At 71.0% G+C, this 19,296-nt stretch carries 15 protein-coding genes; 12 read left to right on the top strand and 3 right to left on the bottom strand.

Annotated features, from left to right (window positions below; genetic code table 11):
- Positions 1-119 precede the first annotated feature (119 nt).
- The gene (locus tag CRT23_RS11025) at positions 120-1,709 is read right to left on the bottom strand and encodes a catalase (protein WP_103709703.1); all 1,590 of its coding nucleotides are present in this window, start codon (positions 1,707-1,709) and stop codon (positions 120-122) included.
- A 168-nt stretch (positions 1,710-1,877) separates the two neighbouring features.
- Here CRT23_RS11025 and CRT23_RS11030 point away from each other — a divergent pair, with 168 nt between their 5' ends.
- From CRT23_RS11030 to rimM, 12 genes are all read left to right on the top strand, one after another.
- Positions 1,878-2,852 (top strand): LysR substrate-binding domain-containing protein, encoded by a 975-nt coding sequence (locus CRT23_RS11030; protein ID WP_103709704.1) that lies wholly within the window; start codon positions 1,878-1,880, stop codon positions 2,850-2,852.
- Positions 2,853-2,976: 124 nt separating this feature from the next.
- Positions 2,977-4,026 carry an AbrB family transcriptional regulator gene (locus CRT23_RS11035; RefSeq protein WP_103709705.1) on the top strand — a complete coding sequence of 350 codons (1,050 nt, stop codon included), beginning with the start codon at positions 2,977-2,979 and terminating at the stop codon, positions 4,024-4,026.
- Positions 4,027-4,040: 14 nt separating this feature from the next.
- Complete coding sequence (locus tag CRT23_RS11040; protein WP_103709740.1) at positions 4,041-4,397, top strand: diacylglycerol kinase; 357 nt, start codon at positions 4,041-4,043, stop codon at positions 4,395-4,397.
- A 151-nt stretch (positions 4,398-4,548) separates the two neighbouring features.
- Entirely contained in the window at positions 4,549-5,682 is a 1,134-nt protein-coding gene (locus CRT23_RS11045) for an asparaginase (RefSeq protein ID WP_280951976.1), read from the top strand.
- A 171-nt stretch (positions 5,683-5,853) separates the two neighbouring features.
- Positions 5,854-7,419, top strand: a complete 1,566-nt coding sequence (ilvA, locus tag CRT23_RS11050) for a threonine ammonia-lyase, biosynthetic (RefSeq protein WP_103709742.1) — start codon at positions 5,854-5,856, stop codon at positions 7,417-7,419.
- Between the two features lie 225 nt (positions 7,420-7,644).
- Positions 7,645-9,795 carry a methyl-accepting chemotaxis protein gene (locus CRT23_RS11055; RefSeq protein WP_103709706.1) on the top strand — a complete coding sequence of 717 codons (2,151 nt, stop codon included), beginning with the start codon at positions 7,645-7,647 and terminating at the stop codon, positions 9,793-9,795.
- Between the two features lie 160 nt (positions 9,796-9,955).
- Positions 9,956-10,852: a prolipoprotein diacylglyceryl transferase gene (gene lgt, locus CRT23_RS11060; protein WP_103709743.1), complete on the top strand. Its 897-nt coding sequence runs from the start codon at positions 9,956-9,958 to the stop codon at positions 10,850-10,852.
- Entirely contained in the window at positions 10,849-11,931 is a 1,083-nt protein-coding gene (locus CRT23_RS11065) for an SAM-dependent methyltransferase (RefSeq protein ID WP_245436135.1), read from the top strand. The genes lgt and CRT23_RS11065 overlap by 4 nt, the downstream gene beginning before the upstream one ends.
- Positions 11,932-12,626: 695 nt before the next feature.
- Complete coding sequence (locus tag CRT23_RS11075) at positions 12,627-12,851, top strand: glutathione S-transferase (protein WP_103709707.1); 225 nt, start codon at positions 12,627-12,629, stop codon at positions 12,849-12,851.
- 38 nt (positions 12,852-12,889) lie between these two features.
- Entirely contained in the window at positions 12,890-14,464 is a 1,575-nt protein-coding gene (ffh, locus tag CRT23_RS11080) for a signal recognition particle protein (protein WP_055957773.1), read from the top strand.
- Between the two features lie 105 nt (positions 14,465-14,569).
- Positions 14,570-14,932: a 30S ribosomal protein S16 gene (rpsP, locus tag CRT23_RS11085; protein WP_055957770.1), complete on the top strand. Its 363-nt coding sequence runs from the start codon at positions 14,570-14,572 to the stop codon at positions 14,930-14,932.
- A 14-nt stretch (positions 14,933-14,946) separates the two neighbouring features.
- Positions 14,947-15,633 (top strand): ribosome maturation factor RimM, encoded by a 687-nt coding sequence (gene rimM, locus CRT23_RS11090; protein ID WP_103709708.1) that lies wholly within the window; start codon positions 14,947-14,949, stop codon positions 15,631-15,633.
- 59 nt (positions 15,634-15,692) lie between these two features.
- Here the strand turns inward: rimM and CRT23_RS11095 are convergent, their stop codons facing one another.
- On the bottom strand, positions 15,693-17,225 hold the full coding sequence (locus CRT23_RS11095) for a sensor domain-containing diguanylate cyclase (protein ID WP_103709709.1): 1,533 nt from the start codon (positions 17,223-17,225) through the stop codon (positions 15,693-15,695).
- Between the two features lie 235 nt (positions 17,226-17,460).
- Positions 17,461-19,152 carry a HAMP domain-containing methyl-accepting chemotaxis protein gene (locus tag CRT23_RS11100; protein ID WP_103709710.1) on the bottom strand — a complete coding sequence of 564 codons (1,692 nt, stop codon included), beginning with the start codon at positions 19,150-19,152 and terminating at the stop codon, positions 17,461-17,463.
- Between the last annotated feature and the right edge of the window lie 144 nt (positions 19,153-19,296).

Genomic DNA, 19,296 nt, shown 5'->3' on the forward strand with positions numbered 1-19,296 from the left:
GCGGCGTCCACGAAAAAGCCCCGCCGGGTCCTGCGACCCGGCGGGGCTCTGAGGGTCGTCCGAGGACGACTGGTGGTCACTGAAGGACGACTTGGGGTCGCCCCGAAACGACCTGGGCCTTACTCGGCGGCGATGCTGTGGGCCTGGCTGCCGTCGGTGTAGGTCTCGGACTGAAGACGCTTGCCCGGAGCCGCGCGACCCGGCAGCGGCGGCAGGGCACGGGCCTTCTCCAGGTCGATGCCCGCACCCTCGGCGACGCGGCGGCCGTAATCCTCATCGGCATGGAGGAAGTGCCAGACCATCCGCAGCTGGATGGCTTCCGGGCACTGCTTCATGTCGCCGACGAGGTTGGCGATCAGGTCGTCGCGCTCCCAATCCTGGAACGAGCGGTAGCGCACGCCCGCCTGGGTGTAGTCGTCCTCGGTGCGCGAGGTCTGGTAGCGGCCGAGGTTGCCCTGGACCGGCTGGTGGTAGTCACGCGCCGGCTTCGGGGCCTCGCGCAGGCCCTCGGCCAGGGTCGAGGGCTCGTAGTTGATGTGCTTGTTCGGACCCGTGCCGTCGACGCCGTAGGTCATCTGCCCGTCGCGCTGGTTCGAATAGACCTTCACGCCCGGCTGCGGCGCGTTGATCGGCAGCTGCAGGTAGTTGGCGCCGACGCGGTAGCGCTGCGTGTCCGAGTAGGACAGCGTCCGCCCCTGAAGCATCTTGTCGTCCGAGAAATCGATGCCGTCCACGAGGACGCCGGTTCCGAAGGCCGACTGCTCGACTTCCGCGAAGAAGTTGTCCGGCACGCGGTCCAGCACCATGCGGCCGACGGGCAGAAGCGGGAAATCCTCTACGGGCCACAGCTTGGTATCGTCCAGGGGATCGAACGACAGGTGGTCGTTCGGGCCGTCCGGCATGATCTGCACGCAGAACTCCCACTCGGGGAAGTTGCCGGCCTTGATGTTGTCGTACAGGTCGCGCGTCGCGTGGCCGACATCCTTGGCCTGGATCTCGGAAGCCTGCGCCGAGGTCAGGTTGCGGATGCCCTGCTTGGGCTCCCAGTGGAACTTGCAGAGCACGGCCTCGCCCTGGTCGTTGACCAGCTTGTAGGTGTTGACGCCTGAGCCCTCCATCTCGCGATAGTTGGCGGGAATGCCCCACGGCGACTTCAGGTGCGTGACCATGTGGATGGCTTCGGGGTGCTGGGCCACGAAGTCGAAGAAGCGCCACGCCTCCTGGCGATTCGTCACCGGGTCCGGCTTGAAGGCGTGGATCATGTCGGGGAACTTGATCGCGTCGCGGATGAAGAAAACCTTGAGGTTGTTGCCTACGAGGTCCCAGTTGCCGTCGACGGTCTTGAACTTCACCGCGAAGCCGCGCGGATCGCGCTCGGTCTCAGGGGACTCCTTGGCGCCGGCCACGGTGGAGAAGCGCACGAACATCGGCGTCTTCACGCCGGTCTCGTTCAGCACGCGGGCGCGGGTGTACTTGGAGGCCGGCTCGTTGCCGATCTTGCCATAGGCCTCGAAATAGCCGTGCGCGCCGGCGCCACGGGCATGCACCACGCGCTCCGGAATGCGCTCACGGTCGAAATGGGTGATCTTCTCGATGAACTGGTAGTTCTCGAGGGTCGCCGGGCCGCGCTCGCCCACCGTCCGGGTGCTCTGGTTGTCGCGAACCGGGTGGCCCTGACGGGTGGTGAGAATCGGGCGCTGATCGCTCATGCGGTGCTCTCTCGCTCGGAATCGATCGACGCGGCGATGGCCGCATCCAGATCTTGGCAGAAAACCAGACCTTCGCAGAAAGCCTGGAATGGTTCTGAGACAGCCTTATGACCCGCCGCGGGCGATTTGGCTAATGCATCGTGGCGAACGCAATGATAGGCATCGCCTATGAATATGTCCGGCCTGTCCCTGCGGGATCTCGAATACGTCGTCGCCGTGGCGGAGGAGATGCATTTCGGCCGAGCCGCCGAGCGCTGCAACGTCAGCCAGCCGACCCTGAGCGTCCAGGTCCGCAAGCTGGAGGATCTCCTCGGCCTCGCCCTGTTCGAGCGCGGCAACCGGCGGGTGATGCTGACGCCGGCCGGGCAGACCATCGTGCGGCAGGCCCGCATCGTGATGGCGGAGGCCCAGCGCCTCCTGGTGCTGGCAAGCGAGGGGCGCGGCGCGCCGCTGACCGGCCGCCTCGTCCTGGCGGCGATCCAGACCCTCGGGCCCTACCTGTTTCCGCTGATCCTGCGCACCCTGCGCCAGGAATTCCCCCTCCTGGCGCTCGCCCTGAGCGAGGCGCGCACGGCCGAGATTCTGGAGGGCCTGCGCAACGGCCGCATCGATGCCGCGCTCGTGTCCCTGCCGGTCCCGGCCTCGGGCCTGACCGTGTCGCCCCTCTTCGTCGAGCCGTTCCAGCTCGCCTGCCCGGCCGAGCATCCCCTCGCCCGGGGCGGCGCCCTGCGGGCCACCGACATTGCCGGCCCCGACCTCCTCCTGCTCGACGAGGGCAATTGCCTGCGCGACCAGACCGTGGCGGCCTGCGGAGCCGGCTCGGCCGCCGGGCGCCACGCCACCAGCCTGGAGACCCTGCGCTCGATGGTGGCGGCGGGGGCGGGCTACACCCTGCTCCCGGCCCTGGCGGTCCCCTCCGGACCCGATCCCAGCGGCCTCACCGTGACGCGCAGCTTCGACGTCGATGGGCCCGGGCGCACCGTGGCCCTGGCCTGGCGCACCAGCGATCCGCGCGCCGACGGCCTCGCCCATCTGGCCGCCTTCTTCCGGGCCCATGCGCCGGCGGGCACCGCGGCCTGCCGGGACGACGGCATGCCACGTCCGCGCGCGGGGCGCCGTGACAGCGTGAGCGATCCGGTGTAGCGCCCGGCGCGACGGGCGTTCCGGCCCGGCCAGTTCCCGGCATCCCCTTCCGGGCAGCCCCTCCCGGCATCCACTTCCCGGTATCCATTCGCTCCCCGGTATCCATCCACTCCCCGGTATCATCGTGTTCGCACTGCGCTTCCTCGGCCGCTGGGCGGCTCTTCTCGCGGCCTCCGGCCTCCTGGCCTACGCCCTCGACCACGCGCATTTCCCGGCGGCCCTCCTGCTCGGGCCGATGGTGGCGGCCATCGCGTTCGGGGTCGGGGGCGCGAACCTTTCGGTGCCGAAGTTCGGCTTCCAGGCCGCCCAGGCGATGATCGGCTGCCTCGTGGCCCACACGGTGACGGGCGAGATCGTCGCCACCGTGGTGGATGACGGCTTCCTCATCCTCGCCGTGGTGCTGGTCACCGTCCTGGTCGGCGGGGCGGTCGGCTGGGCCCTGACCCGCCTGCGCATCCTGCCGGGCTCGACCGCCGCCTGGGGCTCGTCGCCCGGCGGGGCCGCCGCCATGGTGGCGATGTCGGAGGAATACGGTGCCGACCCGCGCCTCGTCGCCTTCATGCAATACGTGCGCGTGGTCGCCGTGGTGCTCTCGGCCTCGATCATGGCGCGCCTGCTCACCAACGTCTCCGACGTGGTCCCGGCTGCCGATCCCGTCTCGGTGGCTCCGCTCGCGCTCCTGGCGACCCTCGCGGTCGCCGCCTGCGGCGCGGGCCTCGCCAAGCTGCTGCACCTGCCGGCCTTCGCCCTGACCGGGCCGATGCTGCTCGGCGCCGCCCTGCACGCCTCCGGCCTGGTCTCCATGGCGCTGCCGATGCCGCTCCTCGACCTCGCCTACGCCACCATCGGCTGGTATGTCGGCCTGCGCTTCCGGCGCGAGACCCTGCGCGAGACGCTCGGCGCCATGCCGGGCATCGTCATCGCCACGTTGGGGGTCATCGCGCTCTGCGGCGGCTGGGCCTACGGCCTGACCTTCCTGCTGCCCATCGACTTCCTCACCGCCTATCTCGCGACGAGCCCGGGCGGGCTCGATTCGGTGGCCATCATCGCGGTCGGCTCCAAGGTCGACGTGTCCTTCGTGCTGGCGGTGCAGACGCTGCGGCTGTTCGTGGTGCTGGTGACGGGCCCGATCGTGGCGAAGTGGATCGCCCGCGGCGCCCCCGCGGCGCCCTGAGCGGGCGTCCGGACATGCGCGCCCTCTACCTCGCCTTCCTGAATTCCTGGCGCGGCCTCGTGCACGGCGCCCGGACCGAGCGGGCGGTGCGCCTCGAACTCGTGCTCCTGGCCCTCGGGCTGCCCCTGGCGCTGCTCCTCGGGTCGGGCCTGTGGGTCCGGGTCGCCCTGGTGGCGAGCCTGCTCCTGATGCTCGCAGCCGAGTTCCTGAACACCGCGGTGGAGAAACTCTGCGACCACCTGCATCCGGGCCGGCACCCCAAGATCGGCATCGTCAAGGATCTCGCCTCGGCCGGGACCTTCTCCGCGCAGGGGATCGCCGCCCTGGTCTGGATCGCAGCCCTGTTCGAGCGGCTGTCCGATCTCCCCTGACGGGCTTCGCGAAAGACGTTCGTCGACGACATCCGCAGGTCGCGAGATGAAGCACCGGGCCCTGCGGCCTGGACAAGGATGCAGCCGTCCGTCAACGCTGGATGCCCGGTCGATCCCTGACGGAACGACTTGAAGCATCCGAGGTGCGTTCATGGCGGTCGCCACACTCCTGAGACAAACACTGTTCGGCCTGGGCGGTCTCCTTCTGCTGATGCATCCTGTGGCTGCGGCCGACACTTCCAAAGCCGGCACTTCGAAAGCGGACACGTCGAAGGCGGACACGTCGAAGGCGGACACCTCGAAGCCGGATTTGCCGAAGATCGCCGTGATCGCGACCGGCGGCACCATCGCGATGAAGCTCGACCCCACCACCCATGCGCCGGTGCCGGCGCTGTCGGGCGAGGACCTCGTGGCGGCGGTCCCGAAGCTCAGGGACATCGCCGCGATCGCCGTGACCGAGTTCAGCAACGTCCCGAGCGACTACATGGGACCGGACCGCTGGCCCGGCCTGTCCCGCAAGGTCGACGAGATCCTGGCCGATCCCGCGATCCGCGGCGCCATCGTCCTGCACGGCACCGATACGCTGGACCAGACCGCCTACTTCCTCGACCTCACCGTCAAGAGCGACAAGCCGATCGTGCTGGTGGGCGCCCAGCGCAACGCCTCCGACTGGGATTCGGACGGGTCGCGCAACCTCCTCAACGCCGCCCGGCAGATCCTCGCCGACGGGTCCACCGGCATGGGCGTGACGGTGACGCTCAACCACCACATCAACGCCGCCCGCGAGGTGCGCAAGACGCACACGAGTAACGTCGAGACCTTCAATTCCGGCGATGCGGGCTTCCTCGGCTACGTGGACGAGGATCGGGTCGTGTTCAGCCGCAAGTCCCTGCGCCGCCAGACGCTGCCCCTGCCCGAGCGCATGCCGCGGGTCGACCTGGTGGCGATGTATGCGGGTGCCGACGGCAGCCAGGTGCGCCATGCGGCCGAGACCGGCGCGGAGGCCATCGTCGTCGAGGCCTATGGCTGGGGCAACATGAACGCCGAGATGCACGACGCCATCGCGGAGGTCATCGGCAAGGGCGTACCGGTCATCGTGGCCACCAAGGTCCCTAACGGCCGCGCCCTGCCGGTGTACGGCTTCAAGGGCGGCGGCAACACGCTGCTGAAGGCCGGCGCCGTCTTCGCCGACGACCTGACGCCGGACAAGGCGCGGATCCTCACCCTGATCGCGCTGCCCAAGACCAAGGACCGCGCGGCCCTGCAGGCCCTGTTCGACAAGTAGGCCCCGTCGACGAGACTCCCTCGACGAGATCCCGTCGACGAGAGATCCTGCCCGCCCGCCACGGATGGCGCCCGCGCCCCCGTCGCGGGACGGGGCTCGGCCCGCGACAGCGCCTCGCTCGCTTCTCGCGCGCCGAGCGCCTATGTGCGGGGCGAGTTCCCCTCGCACCGCATCGCTGCCGGAGCCCGTGTCTCCTTGACCGACTACATCCGCAAGATCCTCACCGCCCGCGTCTACGACGTCGCGATCGAGAGCCCCCTCGACCCGATGCCACGCATGTCGGTGCGCCTGGCCCGCCCGGTGCTCCTGAAGCGCGAGGACCTGCAGCCGGTCTTTTCGTTCAAGCTGCGCGGCGCCTACAACAAGATGTCGGGTCTGGCCCCCGAGCTGCTGGCCAAGGGCGTCGTCTGCGCCTCGGCCGGCAACCATGCCCAGGGCGTCGCCCTGGCGGCCGCCCGCCTCAACGTCCGCGCGGTGATCGTGATGCCGCGCACCACCCCGGCGATCAAGGTCGATGCCTGCCGCGCCCGCGGCGCCGAGGTCATCCTGTTCGGCGATGCCTTCGACGAGGCCCTGGGCCATGCCCGGGAGCTGGAGGCGCGCGACGGCCTGACCTTCCTGCATCCCTTCGACGATCCCGACGTGATCGCCGGCCAGGGCACCATCGGGATGGAGATTCTCACCCAGCATTCCGGGCCGATCGAGGCGATCTTCGTGCCCGTCGGCGGCGGCGGCCTCGCGGCCGGCATCGCCACCTTTGTGAAATACCTGCGGCCCGAGACCAAGGTCATCGGCGTCGAGCCGGACGACGCCGCCTGCATGGCCGCGGCCCTGGCGGCCGGCGAGCGCGTGGTGCTGCCGACCGTCGGGCTGTTCGCCGACGGCGTCGCCGTGCGCGAGGCCGGCGCCGAGACCTTCCGCCTCTGCCGCGAGTTCCTCGACGAGGTCATCACCGTCGACACCGACGCCATGTGCGCGGCGGTGAAGGACATCTTCGACGACACCCGCGCCATCTCGGAGCCCTCGGGCGCCCTGGCGCTGGCCGGCGCCAAGGCCTACGCCGCCCGGCAGGACGGCGGCACCGGCACCCTGGTGGCGATCTCCAGCGGCGCGAACCTCAACTTCGACCGCCTGCGCCACATCGCCGAGCGCGCCGAGCTCGGCGAGCAGCGCGAGGTCCTGCTCGGCGTGACCATCCCGGAGCGGCCGGGCGCCTACCGCGCCTTCATCCAGACCCTCGGGCCCCGGGCGATCACCGAGTTCAACTACCGCTACGCGGCGGGTGCCGACGCGCAGATCTTCGTCGGCATCAACCTCGCCGGCGGCCTGCGGGAGAAGCACGCCCTCATCGACTCGCTGAAGGCTGCCGGCTACCGCACCGTCGACATGAGCGACAACGAGATGGCCAAGGTCCATATCCGCTACATGGTGGGCGGGCGCGCCACCGGCCTCGCCGACGAGCGGCTCTACCGCTTCCAGTTCCCCGAGCGGCCGGGGGCGCTGATGAAGTTCCTCGATGCCCTGGGCGACGGCTTCGCCATCACGCTGTTCCACTATCGCAACCACGGCGCCGATTACGGCCGCGTCCTCGCCGGCATCGATGTGCCGCCGGCCGAGCGCGCCCGCTTCGACGCGGCGATCGAGGCCCTGCACTACCCGTGCGTCGACGAGACCGACAACCCGGCCTACCGGATGTTCCTCGACGATGGGCACGGCATGGGGGGCGTCGCGGCCTGACGTCGACGCGCTGCGCGACGCAGCAATCACGGATTGCGGGAGGACGGGGCGTTTCAATGCCCGCTCGTTCGCGCGCCGGTGCGGCAGCAACAAATGATAAGGTTCGGCGGCTGATCCGTCGCCGGCACGTATTCTGAATACCACCCGAAGACGCGCCGGACGAAAGTTTTAATTCAACTTTCTCCCTTAGCAACGATGTCCGCACTTCCTCTTCGGGCGTAACCAATGCCGCGTTTGACCAGCCTCAACTTTCGTCTGCCCGCGATCACCGTCGGCCTGGCCCTCGTCAGCGCCACGGTGATGGGCGGGCTGAGCTGGTACAGCGCCCGCTCCGGCCTCGTCGACGCGGCCCGGGAACGCCTCCAGTTCGCCGCCTCGGCCCGGAAGGCCGGGATCGAGCTGATCGCCGAGCGGATCGGCGGCGACCTCGTCACCGTCGCGGGCAACCCGCAGGTCGGCGGCAATTTCGGCGACCTGGCCGAAGCCCTCGACCCCGCCAAGGCCGATTTCGCCGGGCTCGTCCGGACCTATACGGGCGGCGCCAACCTCGAGGCGCGCCTCGGTGCCGAGGCTCCGGGCACCATGTACGGGCGCCGCCACGCCAAGGTGCAGGAAGTCGCCCGCAAGCTGCTCGAGCGCCCGGGCTACGCCGATCTCGTCTTCGTGTCGGAGGACGGGCGCGTCGTCTATACCACCACGAAGGGCGCCGATTTCGGCCACGCGCTGTCCGAGCCCGAGCTGGCCTCGACCGGCCTCGCCCGCCTGGTGACGCGCCTGAAGGGCGCCGAATCCGACGCGACGCTCTACGAGGACTATGCCGCCTACCCGGCGGAGGCCGTCCCGTCGGCCTTCATCGGCCGGTCCATCGCCCGCCGCGCCAACGTCGCCATGGGCACCGGCCAGGAGGCCGCGCGCATCGGATTCGTCCTCCTGCGCCTGACCCCCGCCCTGTTCGACCGCACCCTCTCGGACCGGGCCGGCCTCGGCGAGACCGGCCAGATCCTCGCCGTGGGCGCCGACGGCGCCCTGCGGACCAACCCGCCCCTGTCCCCGGCCGTCACGGCCGGCAAGCCCGCGACCGCCCTCGGCCTCGACAAGGCGGACCTCGCGAGCGAGCGCCCCTTCACCTACGCGAACGGCGCCGGCCAACGGATGGTCGCGACCGCCAAGGTCTCGGTGCTCGGTGCGCCCTGGACGATTCTGGCCGAGCAGGCCGAGGACGAGACCCTCGCGGCGGTGGGCGCCCTCACCCGCGCCCTGGCGGTGACGGCGCTGGCCGTCCTGGCCGCCACGGCGATCCTCGGCCTCCTCTTCGCCCGCACCATCGTGGGTCCCCTCGGCGCGCTGACCCGGGCCCTGCAGGCGCTGGCCCGCCGCGAATCCCTCGCCGAGGTGCCCGGCAGCCGGCGCGCCGACGAGATCGGCGACATTGCCCGGGCCGTCGTCACCATCCGCGACATCTCCCTGGAGGAGGCCGCGCAGCAGCTGAAGACCACCGAGGCCGCCCGCCTGCGCGAGGAGACCGAGCGGCGCGCCCTGCTGCGTGACCTCGCGGACCGCTTCGAGCGCTCCGTCGGCGGCATCGTCGGCACGGTCTCGCAGGCCTCCGGCGACCTGCAGGGCGCCGCCACCGGCATGACCGAGGCGGTGGCCGGCACGGCGCGTCGCTCCACCTCCGTGGCGGCGACCGCGCAGGAGACCGCAGGCAACGTCAACGCCGTGGCGGTGGCAGCCGAGGAGCTCGGCGCCACGGTCGGCGAGATCGGCCGCCAGGTCGAGCAGGCCTCGACCATGTCGGCCCAGGCCGTCGACGAGGCCGGCCGTACCGCCGCCACCATGCAGACCCTGTCCGAGGCCGCGACCCGGATCGGCGACGTGGTCGGCCTGGTCTCGCAGATCGCCAGCCAGACCAACCTGCTGGCGCTCAACGCCACCATCGAGGCGGCCCGGGCCGGCGAGGCGGGGCGCGGCTTCGCGGTCGTCGCCGCGGAGGTGAAGAACCTCGCCGAGCAGACCAGCCGGGCCACCACGGAGATCGCCGAGCAGGTCGATGCCATCCGCTCGGCCACCACCGGCGCCACGGGCGCGATCCGCAGCATCGTCACGCGGATCGAGGGCATGAGCTTCGTCACCAGCAGCATCGCCGCCGCGGTGGAGGAGCAGGGTGTGACGACCCAGGAGATCGTGCGCAACATGGGCCAGGCCTCCGCGGGCACGGGGGCCATGAGCCAGGATATCGAGGCGGTGGCCCGCTCGGCCGCAGAGGCGGGCGCGACGGCGGACCAGGTGCAGCGCGCCTCCGCGGACCTCTCCCGGCAGTCCGAAGAGCTGCGCGCGGAAGTCGCGAGCTTCCTCGCCACCGTCCGGGCCGCCTGAGCGCGGCCGCAGGCGAGGCATCGCGGAGACGTGCCCCCTGCGGCCTGACCGCAGGACGGGATGACAGGGGCCGGCGGTGTCCGCCGGCCATGTGCCTGGCGGGGTTGACCCCCCGGCGGGCTTGGCTCCAATGCCCCGGCTCAACCGGGACGCCTCGCCGATGCCGCCGCTCTTCGCCCTGCCCTTCCCCGCCATCGATCCGGTGGCGGTGGCGATCGGGCCGATCACCATCAAGTGGTACGCCCTCGCCTACATCGTCGGCCTGCTGGGCGGCTGGTACTATGCCCGCCGGCTGGTGGCGGCGGACCGCTACTGGGGCGTGGTCCGGCGCCCGAGCCTGAACGACATCGACGACCTCATCGTCTGGGTGGCGCTGGGCGTCGTCCTCGGCGGACGCATCGGCTACGTGCTGTTCTACAACCTGCCGCTCTACCTCGCCGACCCCATCGAGATCCTGGCCATCCGCAACGGCGGCATGTCGTTCCACGGCGGCTTCCTCGGCGCGGTGCTCGCCATGGTGCTGTTCGCCCGCTCCCGGAAGCTCCAGGCCCTCACGCTCCTCGACCTCGCCGCCGTCGTGGTGCCGATCGGGCTGTTCTTCGGGCGGATCGCCAACTTCGTGAACGGCGAGCTCTGGGGCCGCATCGCCCCGGATTTCCCCTACGCCATCGTGTTTCCCACCGGCGGCCCCCTGCCCCGGCACCCGAGCCAGCTCTACGAGGCGGCCACCGAGGGCGCCCTCCTGTTCGTGGTGATGATGATCGCGGTGCGGGCCCGCGGCTTCCGCAAGCCCGGGCTGATGGGCGGCATCTTCGTCCTCGGCTACGCCATCGCGCGCACGTTCTGCGAGTTCTTCCGCGAGCCCGACCGCCAGCTCGGCTACCTGTTCGGCACCGAGGGCTGGTCGACCGGGGGCATCACCATGGGGATGGTGCTCTGCGTGCCGATGGCGCTCGTCGGCATCGCCGCCATCGTCCTGGCCCTGCGCGGCACCACCCGTCCGCGCGTGGCGATCGAGGACGTGGCCGCTTCGCCCGCGAAGGTCGATCCGGCGTGACGAGCCCGCTCTTCGCCGCGCTCCGCGACGAGATCCTGGCCTCGGGTCCGATCGGGCTCGATCGCTACATGGGCCTCTGCCTCGGCCATCCGGTGCACGGCTACTACCGCACCCGCGACCCCCTCGGGTCCCGCGGCGACTTCATCACCGCCCCCGAGATCAGCCAGATGTTCGGCGAGCTCATCGGGATCTGGATCGCGGCGAGCTGGGGCGCGATGGGCGCGCCGGCCGACCTCGCCCTGGTGGAACTCGGCCCGGGCCGCGGCACCCTGATGCAGGATGCCCTGCGGGCGCTGCGCCGCGCCGCCCCGGATCTGCGCCCGGCCCTGCACCTGGTTGAGACGAGCCCGGTGCTGCGGGCCGAGCAGGAGTCCCGGCTCTCGGCCGCCGCCCCGACCTGGCACGCGTCGATCGAGACCCTGCCGCCCGGCCCGACCCTCGTGATCGCCAACGAGTTCTTCGACGCCCTCCCGGTCCGCCAGTTCCAGCGCGCCGAGCGCGGCTGGTTCGAGCGCCTCGTCGGCCTCTCAGCGGACGGCAATGCCCTCGCGTTCGGGCTGGCGGCGGAGCCGGACACGCGCATCAGCGCGAGCGGCCCCACCGGCGTCCTGATGACCCTGCCGGGCGCCGCCCTCGAGGCCGTGCGCAGCCTCGCCCGCCGCGTCGTCGCCGACCGGGGCGCCGTCCTCCTCGTCGATTACGGCCATGTCCGGCCGGGCTTCGGCGATTCGCTCCAGGCTCTGCGCGGCCACGCCTTCGTTCCGCCGCTGGCCACCCCCGGCGAGGCCGACCTCACCACCCACGTGGATTTCGCCGCCCTCGGCCGGGCCGCCACCGGTGAGGGCGCGATCCTGCACGGCCCCGTGGACCAGCGCGACTTCCTCCTGGCCCTCGGCCTGCGCGCGCGCGCCGAGCGGCTGGGACGGGACGCGAGCCCGGTGCAGCGCGATGCGATCACGGCGGCGGCGACCCGCCTCACCGACCCCGCGCGGCGCGGCATGGGCAGCCTGTTCAAGGCGATGGCATTTTCCGACGCGACCCTGACGGCGCTGCCCGCGCTCCCGGCGGCGGGGCGCTGATCGGATCGGTCGGCCGGCCGGGTTCAATGGACGCGGCGCGCGAACCACAGCGTTCCCAGGCCCAGCGCCAAGGCGCCGAGCGGGAACAGCAGCAGGGTCAGGGTGTGGGCGTCCATTACCGGAGTTCCCGCAAAAAACCTCTTGCCGCCCAATGTAGGGCTCCGCTGACGCAGATGCAAAGCAGGGAGAGCACCGGTGTGAGCCAAGGTTGATCGGGTGGAGCCGCCGATGCGGCGCGCTGGGAGAACAGCGGCGCGAGTCCGCCCACGGCGAGGACGGCGATGGCGACTCCGTTCACGTAGGTGGCCGTCAGCTTCGCGCGTTCGTTCGCGATCAGGAGGGTCCTGGGATCAGGCGGTTCGACCATGGCACCTCGAACAACGGGGTCTGGGCACGATGCGCCGACCCCGGCGGGGCATGATTCGGCGCCGTCTGCATTGGGGATAAGGATATTATTCCTACATGCACGGCGAGTCGATGTCAAGGGCGCAGCCCCGCCGGACCCGCAAAACTTGACTTGCCCCCGCCATCGGACTAACCGCCTCCCTATTCATTCGACGGTCTGATCGTCATCACGAACGCCGACCGGCCCCACGAGGCCGGAGGTCAACGCCCGACAGCGCGATGCGCCCTCGGGCGAGCTTCGCGTTGGGGACAGGGCGTCGGCCCCGTCCACGCCGTCGTCGCGAGTCCCGATGCCCAACGCCGCCGCGAACACGACCCTGCGCATCGAGGATGCGGTGAACGACACCTGCCCGTGGTCGGGCAAGCCGATCGCGGCCGACTCGCTCACCCTCTACAACGGCGCGGTGGTGGGGTTCTGCAACCCGGAGTGCCGGGACAAGTTCGCCCAGGCGCTCCGCGGCTTCGAGGATGCGCTCCAGGCGCGCCGGGCCGAGAGCGCGGGCGTGAACCAGTGACCGGTCCGACGACGATGCCGGTCCAGGGAGCCTGACGCATGTTCGAAGGCCTGTCCGATCGCCTTTCCGGGATTCTCTCCGGTCTCACCCGCCGCGGCGCCCTGACCGAGGCCGACGTCACCGCCGCCCTGCGCGAGGTCCGGCGCGCCCTGCTGGAGGCGGACGTCGCCCTCGAGGTGGTGCGCGGCTTCACCGAGAAGGTGCGCGAGAAGGCCGTCGGCGCCGTCGTCCTGAAGTCGGTCACCCCCGGCCAGATGGTCGTCAAGATCGTCAACGACGAGCTCGTGGCGATGCTGGGCTCGGAAGCCGGCATCATCGACCTCAACGCCCCCGCCCCCGTCGCCATCCTGATGGTCGGCCTGCAGGGCTCGGGCAAGACCACCACCACCGCCAAGATCGCCCGCCGGCTCGTCGCCCGCGACAAGCGCCGGGTGCTGCTGGCCTCCCTCGACACCCGCCGTCCGGCCGCGATGGAGCAGCTGGCGATCCTAGCCAAGCAGGTCGAAGTCGAGAGCCTGCCGATCGTCGCCGGCCAGTCGGCGGTGCAGATCGCCCGGCGTGCCATGGACGCGGCGCGCCTCGGCGGCTTCGACGTGGTCATGCTCGACACCGCCGGCCGCATCACCCTCGACGAGGCGCTGATGGCGGAGGCGGCCGAGGTCAAGGCCGCCACCAACCCGCACGAGGTGCTCCTCGTCGCCGACGCGCTGACCGGCCAGGACGCGGTCAACACCGCCCGCGCCTTCGACGAGCGCCTCGGCGTCACCGGCATCGTGCTGACCCGCATGGACGGCGATTCGCGCGGCGGCGCGGCCCTGTCGATGCGCGCCGTCACCGGCAAGCCGATCAAGCTCGTCGGCACCGGCGAGAAGGTCGACGCCCTGGAGGAGTTCCACCCCTCCCGCGTCGCCAACCGCATCCTCGGCATGGGCGACATCGTCAGCCTCGTCGAGAAGGCGGCCGAGACCATCGACCACGAGCAGGCGCTCCGCACCGCGGAGAAGATGCGCAAGGGCAAGTTCGACCTCGACGACCTGTCGATGCAGCTCGGCCAGATGGAGAAGATGGGCGGCATCGGCGGCCTGATGGGCATGCTTCCGGGCATGGGCCAGATGAAGAAGCAGGTCGAGAACGCCAATCTCGACGAGAACATGTTCAAGCGCCAGCGGGCCATCATCTCGTCGATGACCGCGCAGGAGCGGAAGAATCCCGACATCCTCAAGAATTCCCGCAAGAAGCGCATCGCTGCGGGCTCGGGGACGAAGGTGGAGGAGCTGAACAAGCTCCTCAAGATGCACCGGACCATGGCCGACATGATGAAGGCGATGGGCTCGGGCAAGCGCGGCATCGGCCAGGCCCTCGGCTCGATGTTCGGCATGGGTGCGGGAGGCATGGGCGGCGGTGGAATGGGCGGCATGCCCGGCCTGCCCCCCGGCATGCCGGAGCCGACGCCGGAAATGATCGCCGACATGCAGAAGCAGCTCGGCGGCAAACTCCCCCCGATGCCCCCGGGCCTCGGGGGCAAGATGCCGGGCCTGCCCGGGCTCGGGGGTCCCAAGGGCCCCGGCGGCCTGCCGGGTCTCGGCGGATTTCCCTTCGGGAAGAAGAAGTAGCGACGGGGGGCGTAGCGCATAGCGAGTCGGGTTCACGCCCACGGACTCGCCATTCGCTACGCACTTCTCGCCCTCACACGACACACTGACCTTTGGAGTAGACCCATGTCCCTCAAGATCCGCCTCACCCGTGGCGGCGCCAAGAAGCGCCCGTACTACCGCATCGTCGTCGCCGACGCCCGCGCGCCCCGCGACGGCCGTTTCATCGACAAGGTCGGCGTCTACGACCCGATGAAGGCCAAGGACGATCCGGCCCGCATCGTGCTCGAGGCCGACAAGATCCAGGCCTGGCTCGCCAAGGGCGCCCAGCCCACCGACCGCGTCCTGCGCTTCCTCGACGCCGCCGGCCTCGCCAAGCGCCCCGCGCGCAACAACCCGCAGAAGGCCGAGCCGGGCGAGAAGGCCAAGGAGCGCGCCGCCAAGCGCGCCGAGAAGGCCGCCGCCCCGGCCGAAGACGCCGCGGCCTGAGGCTGGATCCGCGCATGGCCCGCCGTCCCGGAGGCTCTTCATCCCACGGTGACGGTGGCCGCCGTGCGCGCCCCGGCCGCATCGGCAGCGATGCGGCCACCTCGGCCCACCGGCCGCGGCCCGAGGCCGACGCGCCCCTGCCGCCCACCGACCCGAGCCTCGTCCAGATGGGCGAGTTCGGGCGGGCGCACGGGCTCAACGGCGAGGTCCGGCTGAAATCCTACACCGGAGACCCGCAGGCGATCGCGTCCTACGGGCCGCTGATCGGTGCCGACGGCCGCCGCATCGACCTGACCGACGTCCGCCAGGCCGGCGGCGCCTCCCCCGACCTCCTGGTCGTGCGGGTGAAGGGCGTGACCGACCGGACCGGCGCGGAAGGCCTCAACCGCCTCGCCCTGTTCCTGCCCCGCGAGCGCCTCGGCACCGTCTCGGACGCGGACGAGTTCTTCACGGCCGACCTCGTCGGCCTCTCGGTGGTCGACACCCAGGGCGCCGTCCTGGGCACCGTCGCGGACGTGCCGAATTACGGCGGCGGCGATCTCCTGGAGATCAAGCCGGCCCTGGGCGGCGCCACCGCCCTCCTGCCCTTCACCAAGGCCTTCGTGCCGGAACTCGACGTCGCCGGCGGCCGCGTCGTGGTCGATCCGCCGGACGACCTGTTCGCACCGGCCCAGCCCCGCCCCCCGGACGAGCCCGCCTGAGGCGAACGGGGCGCCGCGCGCGGCGCTGCCCGCGCCCCGCCACGCGCGTCGGCCGGCCCTCAGGCGGCCTCCGCCTCCTCGTCCGATGCGCCTTCGCGCGCCGATGACCGGCTGCAGGTCCGGTTGCGACCGCTCGCCTTGGCGGCGTAGAGCGCCGCATCGGCGACGCGGTAGAGGTCGGTGGCGCCGCCGCGCGCGGCGCTCGCGGGCGCGGTCCCCGCCAGGCCGATGCTCACCGTCAGGGCGCCGGCCGGGATACCGGCGGCCGGGAGCCCGAGGCGATGGACCTCGGCATGCACGGTGTCGGCGACCCGCTGGGCGCTCGCCACCTCCGTTCCGGGGAGCAGCATGACGAATTCCTCCCCGCCCACGCGGCAGATGAGATCGCCCGGGTGGCGCACACTCGCCTGAAGGCAGCGCGCCAGGCCCTTCAGGACCTCGTCCCCGACGGCGTGCCCGTAACGGTCGTTCACGGCCTTGAAGTGATCCACGTCGATGACGAGCAGGGACAGAGGCTCGTCGCGGGTGACGCGCCCGCCTTCGACGTCCGCCAGGGCCTCCTCGAAGCGGCGCCGGTTCGGCAGGCCGGTCAGCGGATCGGTGAGGGAGAGGCGGGCCAGCTCCCGCTGCATCCGTCCCCGGTGCCGGAGCTCGCGTCCGAACAGCAGCGAGAGGCCGGCACAGAGCCCGCACAGGATCAGCACGATGCTGCCGATCACCAGGGCCTTGGCCCGCCACTCGGCGTCGATCTCGTCCGGTGCCAGGGTCACGGCCAGGATCAGGGGGAGATCGCCGATCCGCGTGAAGGTGTGGTGGCGCGGCTCGTCGCTGCGCACGGCGCTGCCGATGAAGCTGCCGCTGTCCTCCCGCACGAAGCGCTGGAAGGACGTGGAGGCCGCGACGTTGTCCCCGATGGCGCCCGCGATCTCGGGATGCCGCATGATGCGCTGCCCGTCGCGGGCGTAGAGATTGATCGCGCCCTTGGCACCCAGGGCGATGTTGGCGAACAGGCGGCTGAAATAGGTGAGCTTCAGGGAAGCCTGGACCACGCCGCCGAAGCTGCCATCCGGCTTGGTGATCCGGCGGCTGAGCACGATGACGGGAACGCCGAGCAGGCGCGAGGTGACGGGCTCGCCGATGAACAGGCCGAGATCGGGCCGGTCGCGATGGGCGCGGAAGTAGCTGCGGTCGGCGTTGTTCAGGGGCCGTGCCGGGATCGCGTTGGCGTCGAAGAGGGTGTCGCCGTTCTCGTCGACCACGAGAAAGACCCCCATGTCCCGCGCCGTCACGGCCCGGTCGAACAGGATGAGCTGGCGCAGGGCCGGGCTCACGGACGAGAAGCCGGGCGTCGACAGGTTGTCGACCACGCCGCGCAGGGACAGGTCGATGATCTCGACGTTGCGGGCGATGTCGCGCTCGATGACCTGGAGCAGGTTGCGCGAGGTCTGCGCGGCCTTGTCCCAGGCGTCGACCCGCAGGTCGATCAGCATCAGGCCGGACACCACGAGGAGGCCGAGCGGCGCCAGGACGCCGAGCCCGATCCAGGCGCGCGCCGAGCGCAGGTGGCCCGTGAGATCCGGCGTCATCCGCATCGGCGAGTCTGAAACCTCCGGTTGCTGCTCCTTCGGTTGATCGCACTCCAATGCCTAAGCCGAGCTTGTCGCCGCCGGAGCCAGGACCCGGCGCGGTGACTCCAGAGCCACTTTGTCTCAGGAAATCGCCGCCCGGGGGCGCCTGCCGGCGCCGCGGCGACGGCTCCCCGGGTGAGCGGCCCCGGCACGGGACCTGTTTTGGTTGACGTGGGCGGGTGGTCCCGCCCGCGCGATCTCAGGCGGCGCGGACGCTCGACAGGAACCGGCTCACCTCGGCGCTGAGGTGTTCGGACTGGCGCGACAGTTCGGAGGCCGAGGCGAGGACCTGCGTGGCCGCGGCGCCGGTCTCCTCCGAGGCCCGGGCCACGCCGGAGATGTTGCCGGTCACGGCGCTCGTCCCCTGGGCGGCCTGGGCGACGTTGCGCACGATCTCCTGGGTGGCGGCCCCCTGCTGCTCGACCGCTGCGGCGATCCCCGTCGCCATCCCGTCGATCTCGCGGATCCGGCCGGTGATGCCCCCGATGGCGGTGACCGCTTGGTCGGTGACGCCCTGGATCTCGCCGATCTGGCGCGCGATCTCCTCCGTCGCCCGGGCGGTCTGCCCGGCCAGCTCCTTGACCTCGGTCGCCACCACGGCGAAGCCGCGGCCGGCTTCGCCCGCGCGGGCTGCCTCGATGGTGGCGTTCAGCGCCAGCAGGTTGGTCTGGCCGGCGATGTTCGAGATCAGCCCGACCATGTCGCCGATCCGGGCCGACGTGGTCCGCAGGGCCTGGACGAGCTGACCCGTCTGGTCCGCCTCGCCGACGGCGGCCTGTGCCAGCCCCGCCGAACCCTGGACCTGGCGGCCGATCTCCTGAACGGAGCTGCCGAGCTCCTCGGCGGCCGCCGCCACCGTGCCGACGTTCGAGGCGGCCTCCTCGGCGGCCGCCGCGACCTGGGTGGACTGGGTCGCGGTCTCCTGGGCCGTCGCGGTCATCTGCTGGGCCGTGGCCTGCAACTCCGTGGCGGAGGACGAGACCAGGCCGACGATGCCGCCCACGGCCTGCTCGAAGCCGTCGGCGAGTTCAATCATCGTGCGCTTGCGCTCCGTCACGGCGGCCGCGTCGGCGATGCGGCGGATCTCGGCCTGCTCGGCCGCCTTCTGCGCCACCATCGTCTTGATGCCCTCCACGGCGCGCCCGACGGCACCGACCTCGTCGCCGCGGCGCGCCTCCGGGATCGTGGCCGCGATCGAGCCCTGCGCCATGCGCTCGAGCACCCGGACGAGGCTGGCCAGCGGCCGGGTGATCCCCAGCACGCCCACGGCGGCGGCGGCCAGGAGGCCGGCGAGCATGCCGAGGGTACTGAAGAGCATCAGGCTGTGGCGCGTGGCGTTGGTCTTCTCCGTGAGCGCCTCCGAGCCCTCGTCCAGGGCCTTGGTGATGTCGTCCCCGAGCACCTTGCCCTCTTGGACCATGAGGGCGAAGTTCGGGTCGATGGCCCGGTGCACGAGGGCGATGGCCTCGGCGTTCCGATTCTCCGTGCCCAGGCGGCGGACCTCGGTCACGTCCTGCACGAAGCGCTCGACGCGCGCGGTCTGTGCCGCGACGCGGGTCCCGAAGGACGGGGCCTGACGGCGCAGGTCGGCCAGGATCTGCCGCATCGGCGCGAGGGTGGATTCGAATCCCGCGTTGGCCGCCGTCAGCTGGGCCTCCTCGGTCTCGGCGATGATCCGGTAGACCCAGTAGTTCATCTCGAAGACGATCCGATTCACCCGGCGCGCCGTCGCGGCCCCCTTGGCGTCCTGGAAAATGAACTGACGATAGGCATCGTCGATCTGTGTCATGCGGGCCTGGGCGAACCAGATACAGACGCCGACGACCAGCGCGATCAGCCCGATGACTGCCGCCAGCTTGGGCAGGATCTTGATCTTGGATAAAAACAGCATCGTTACGCCTCGAATTGAGTGCCTATCATCGATCCGTCCTGTTAAAATTTGATGGAGAACAGTTGACGCTCAGCATTTACACTGAGCCAAAACAATTCAACTTAAGAGCTGTTTTGGCTGAACTGATTCAAGAGCGCGTGATCG

It is taken from the genome of Methylobacterium sp. V23, from assembly GCF_002917135.1.
Classification (GTDB): Bacteria; Pseudomonadota; Alphaproteobacteria; order Rhizobiales; family Beijerinckiaceae; genus Methylobacterium.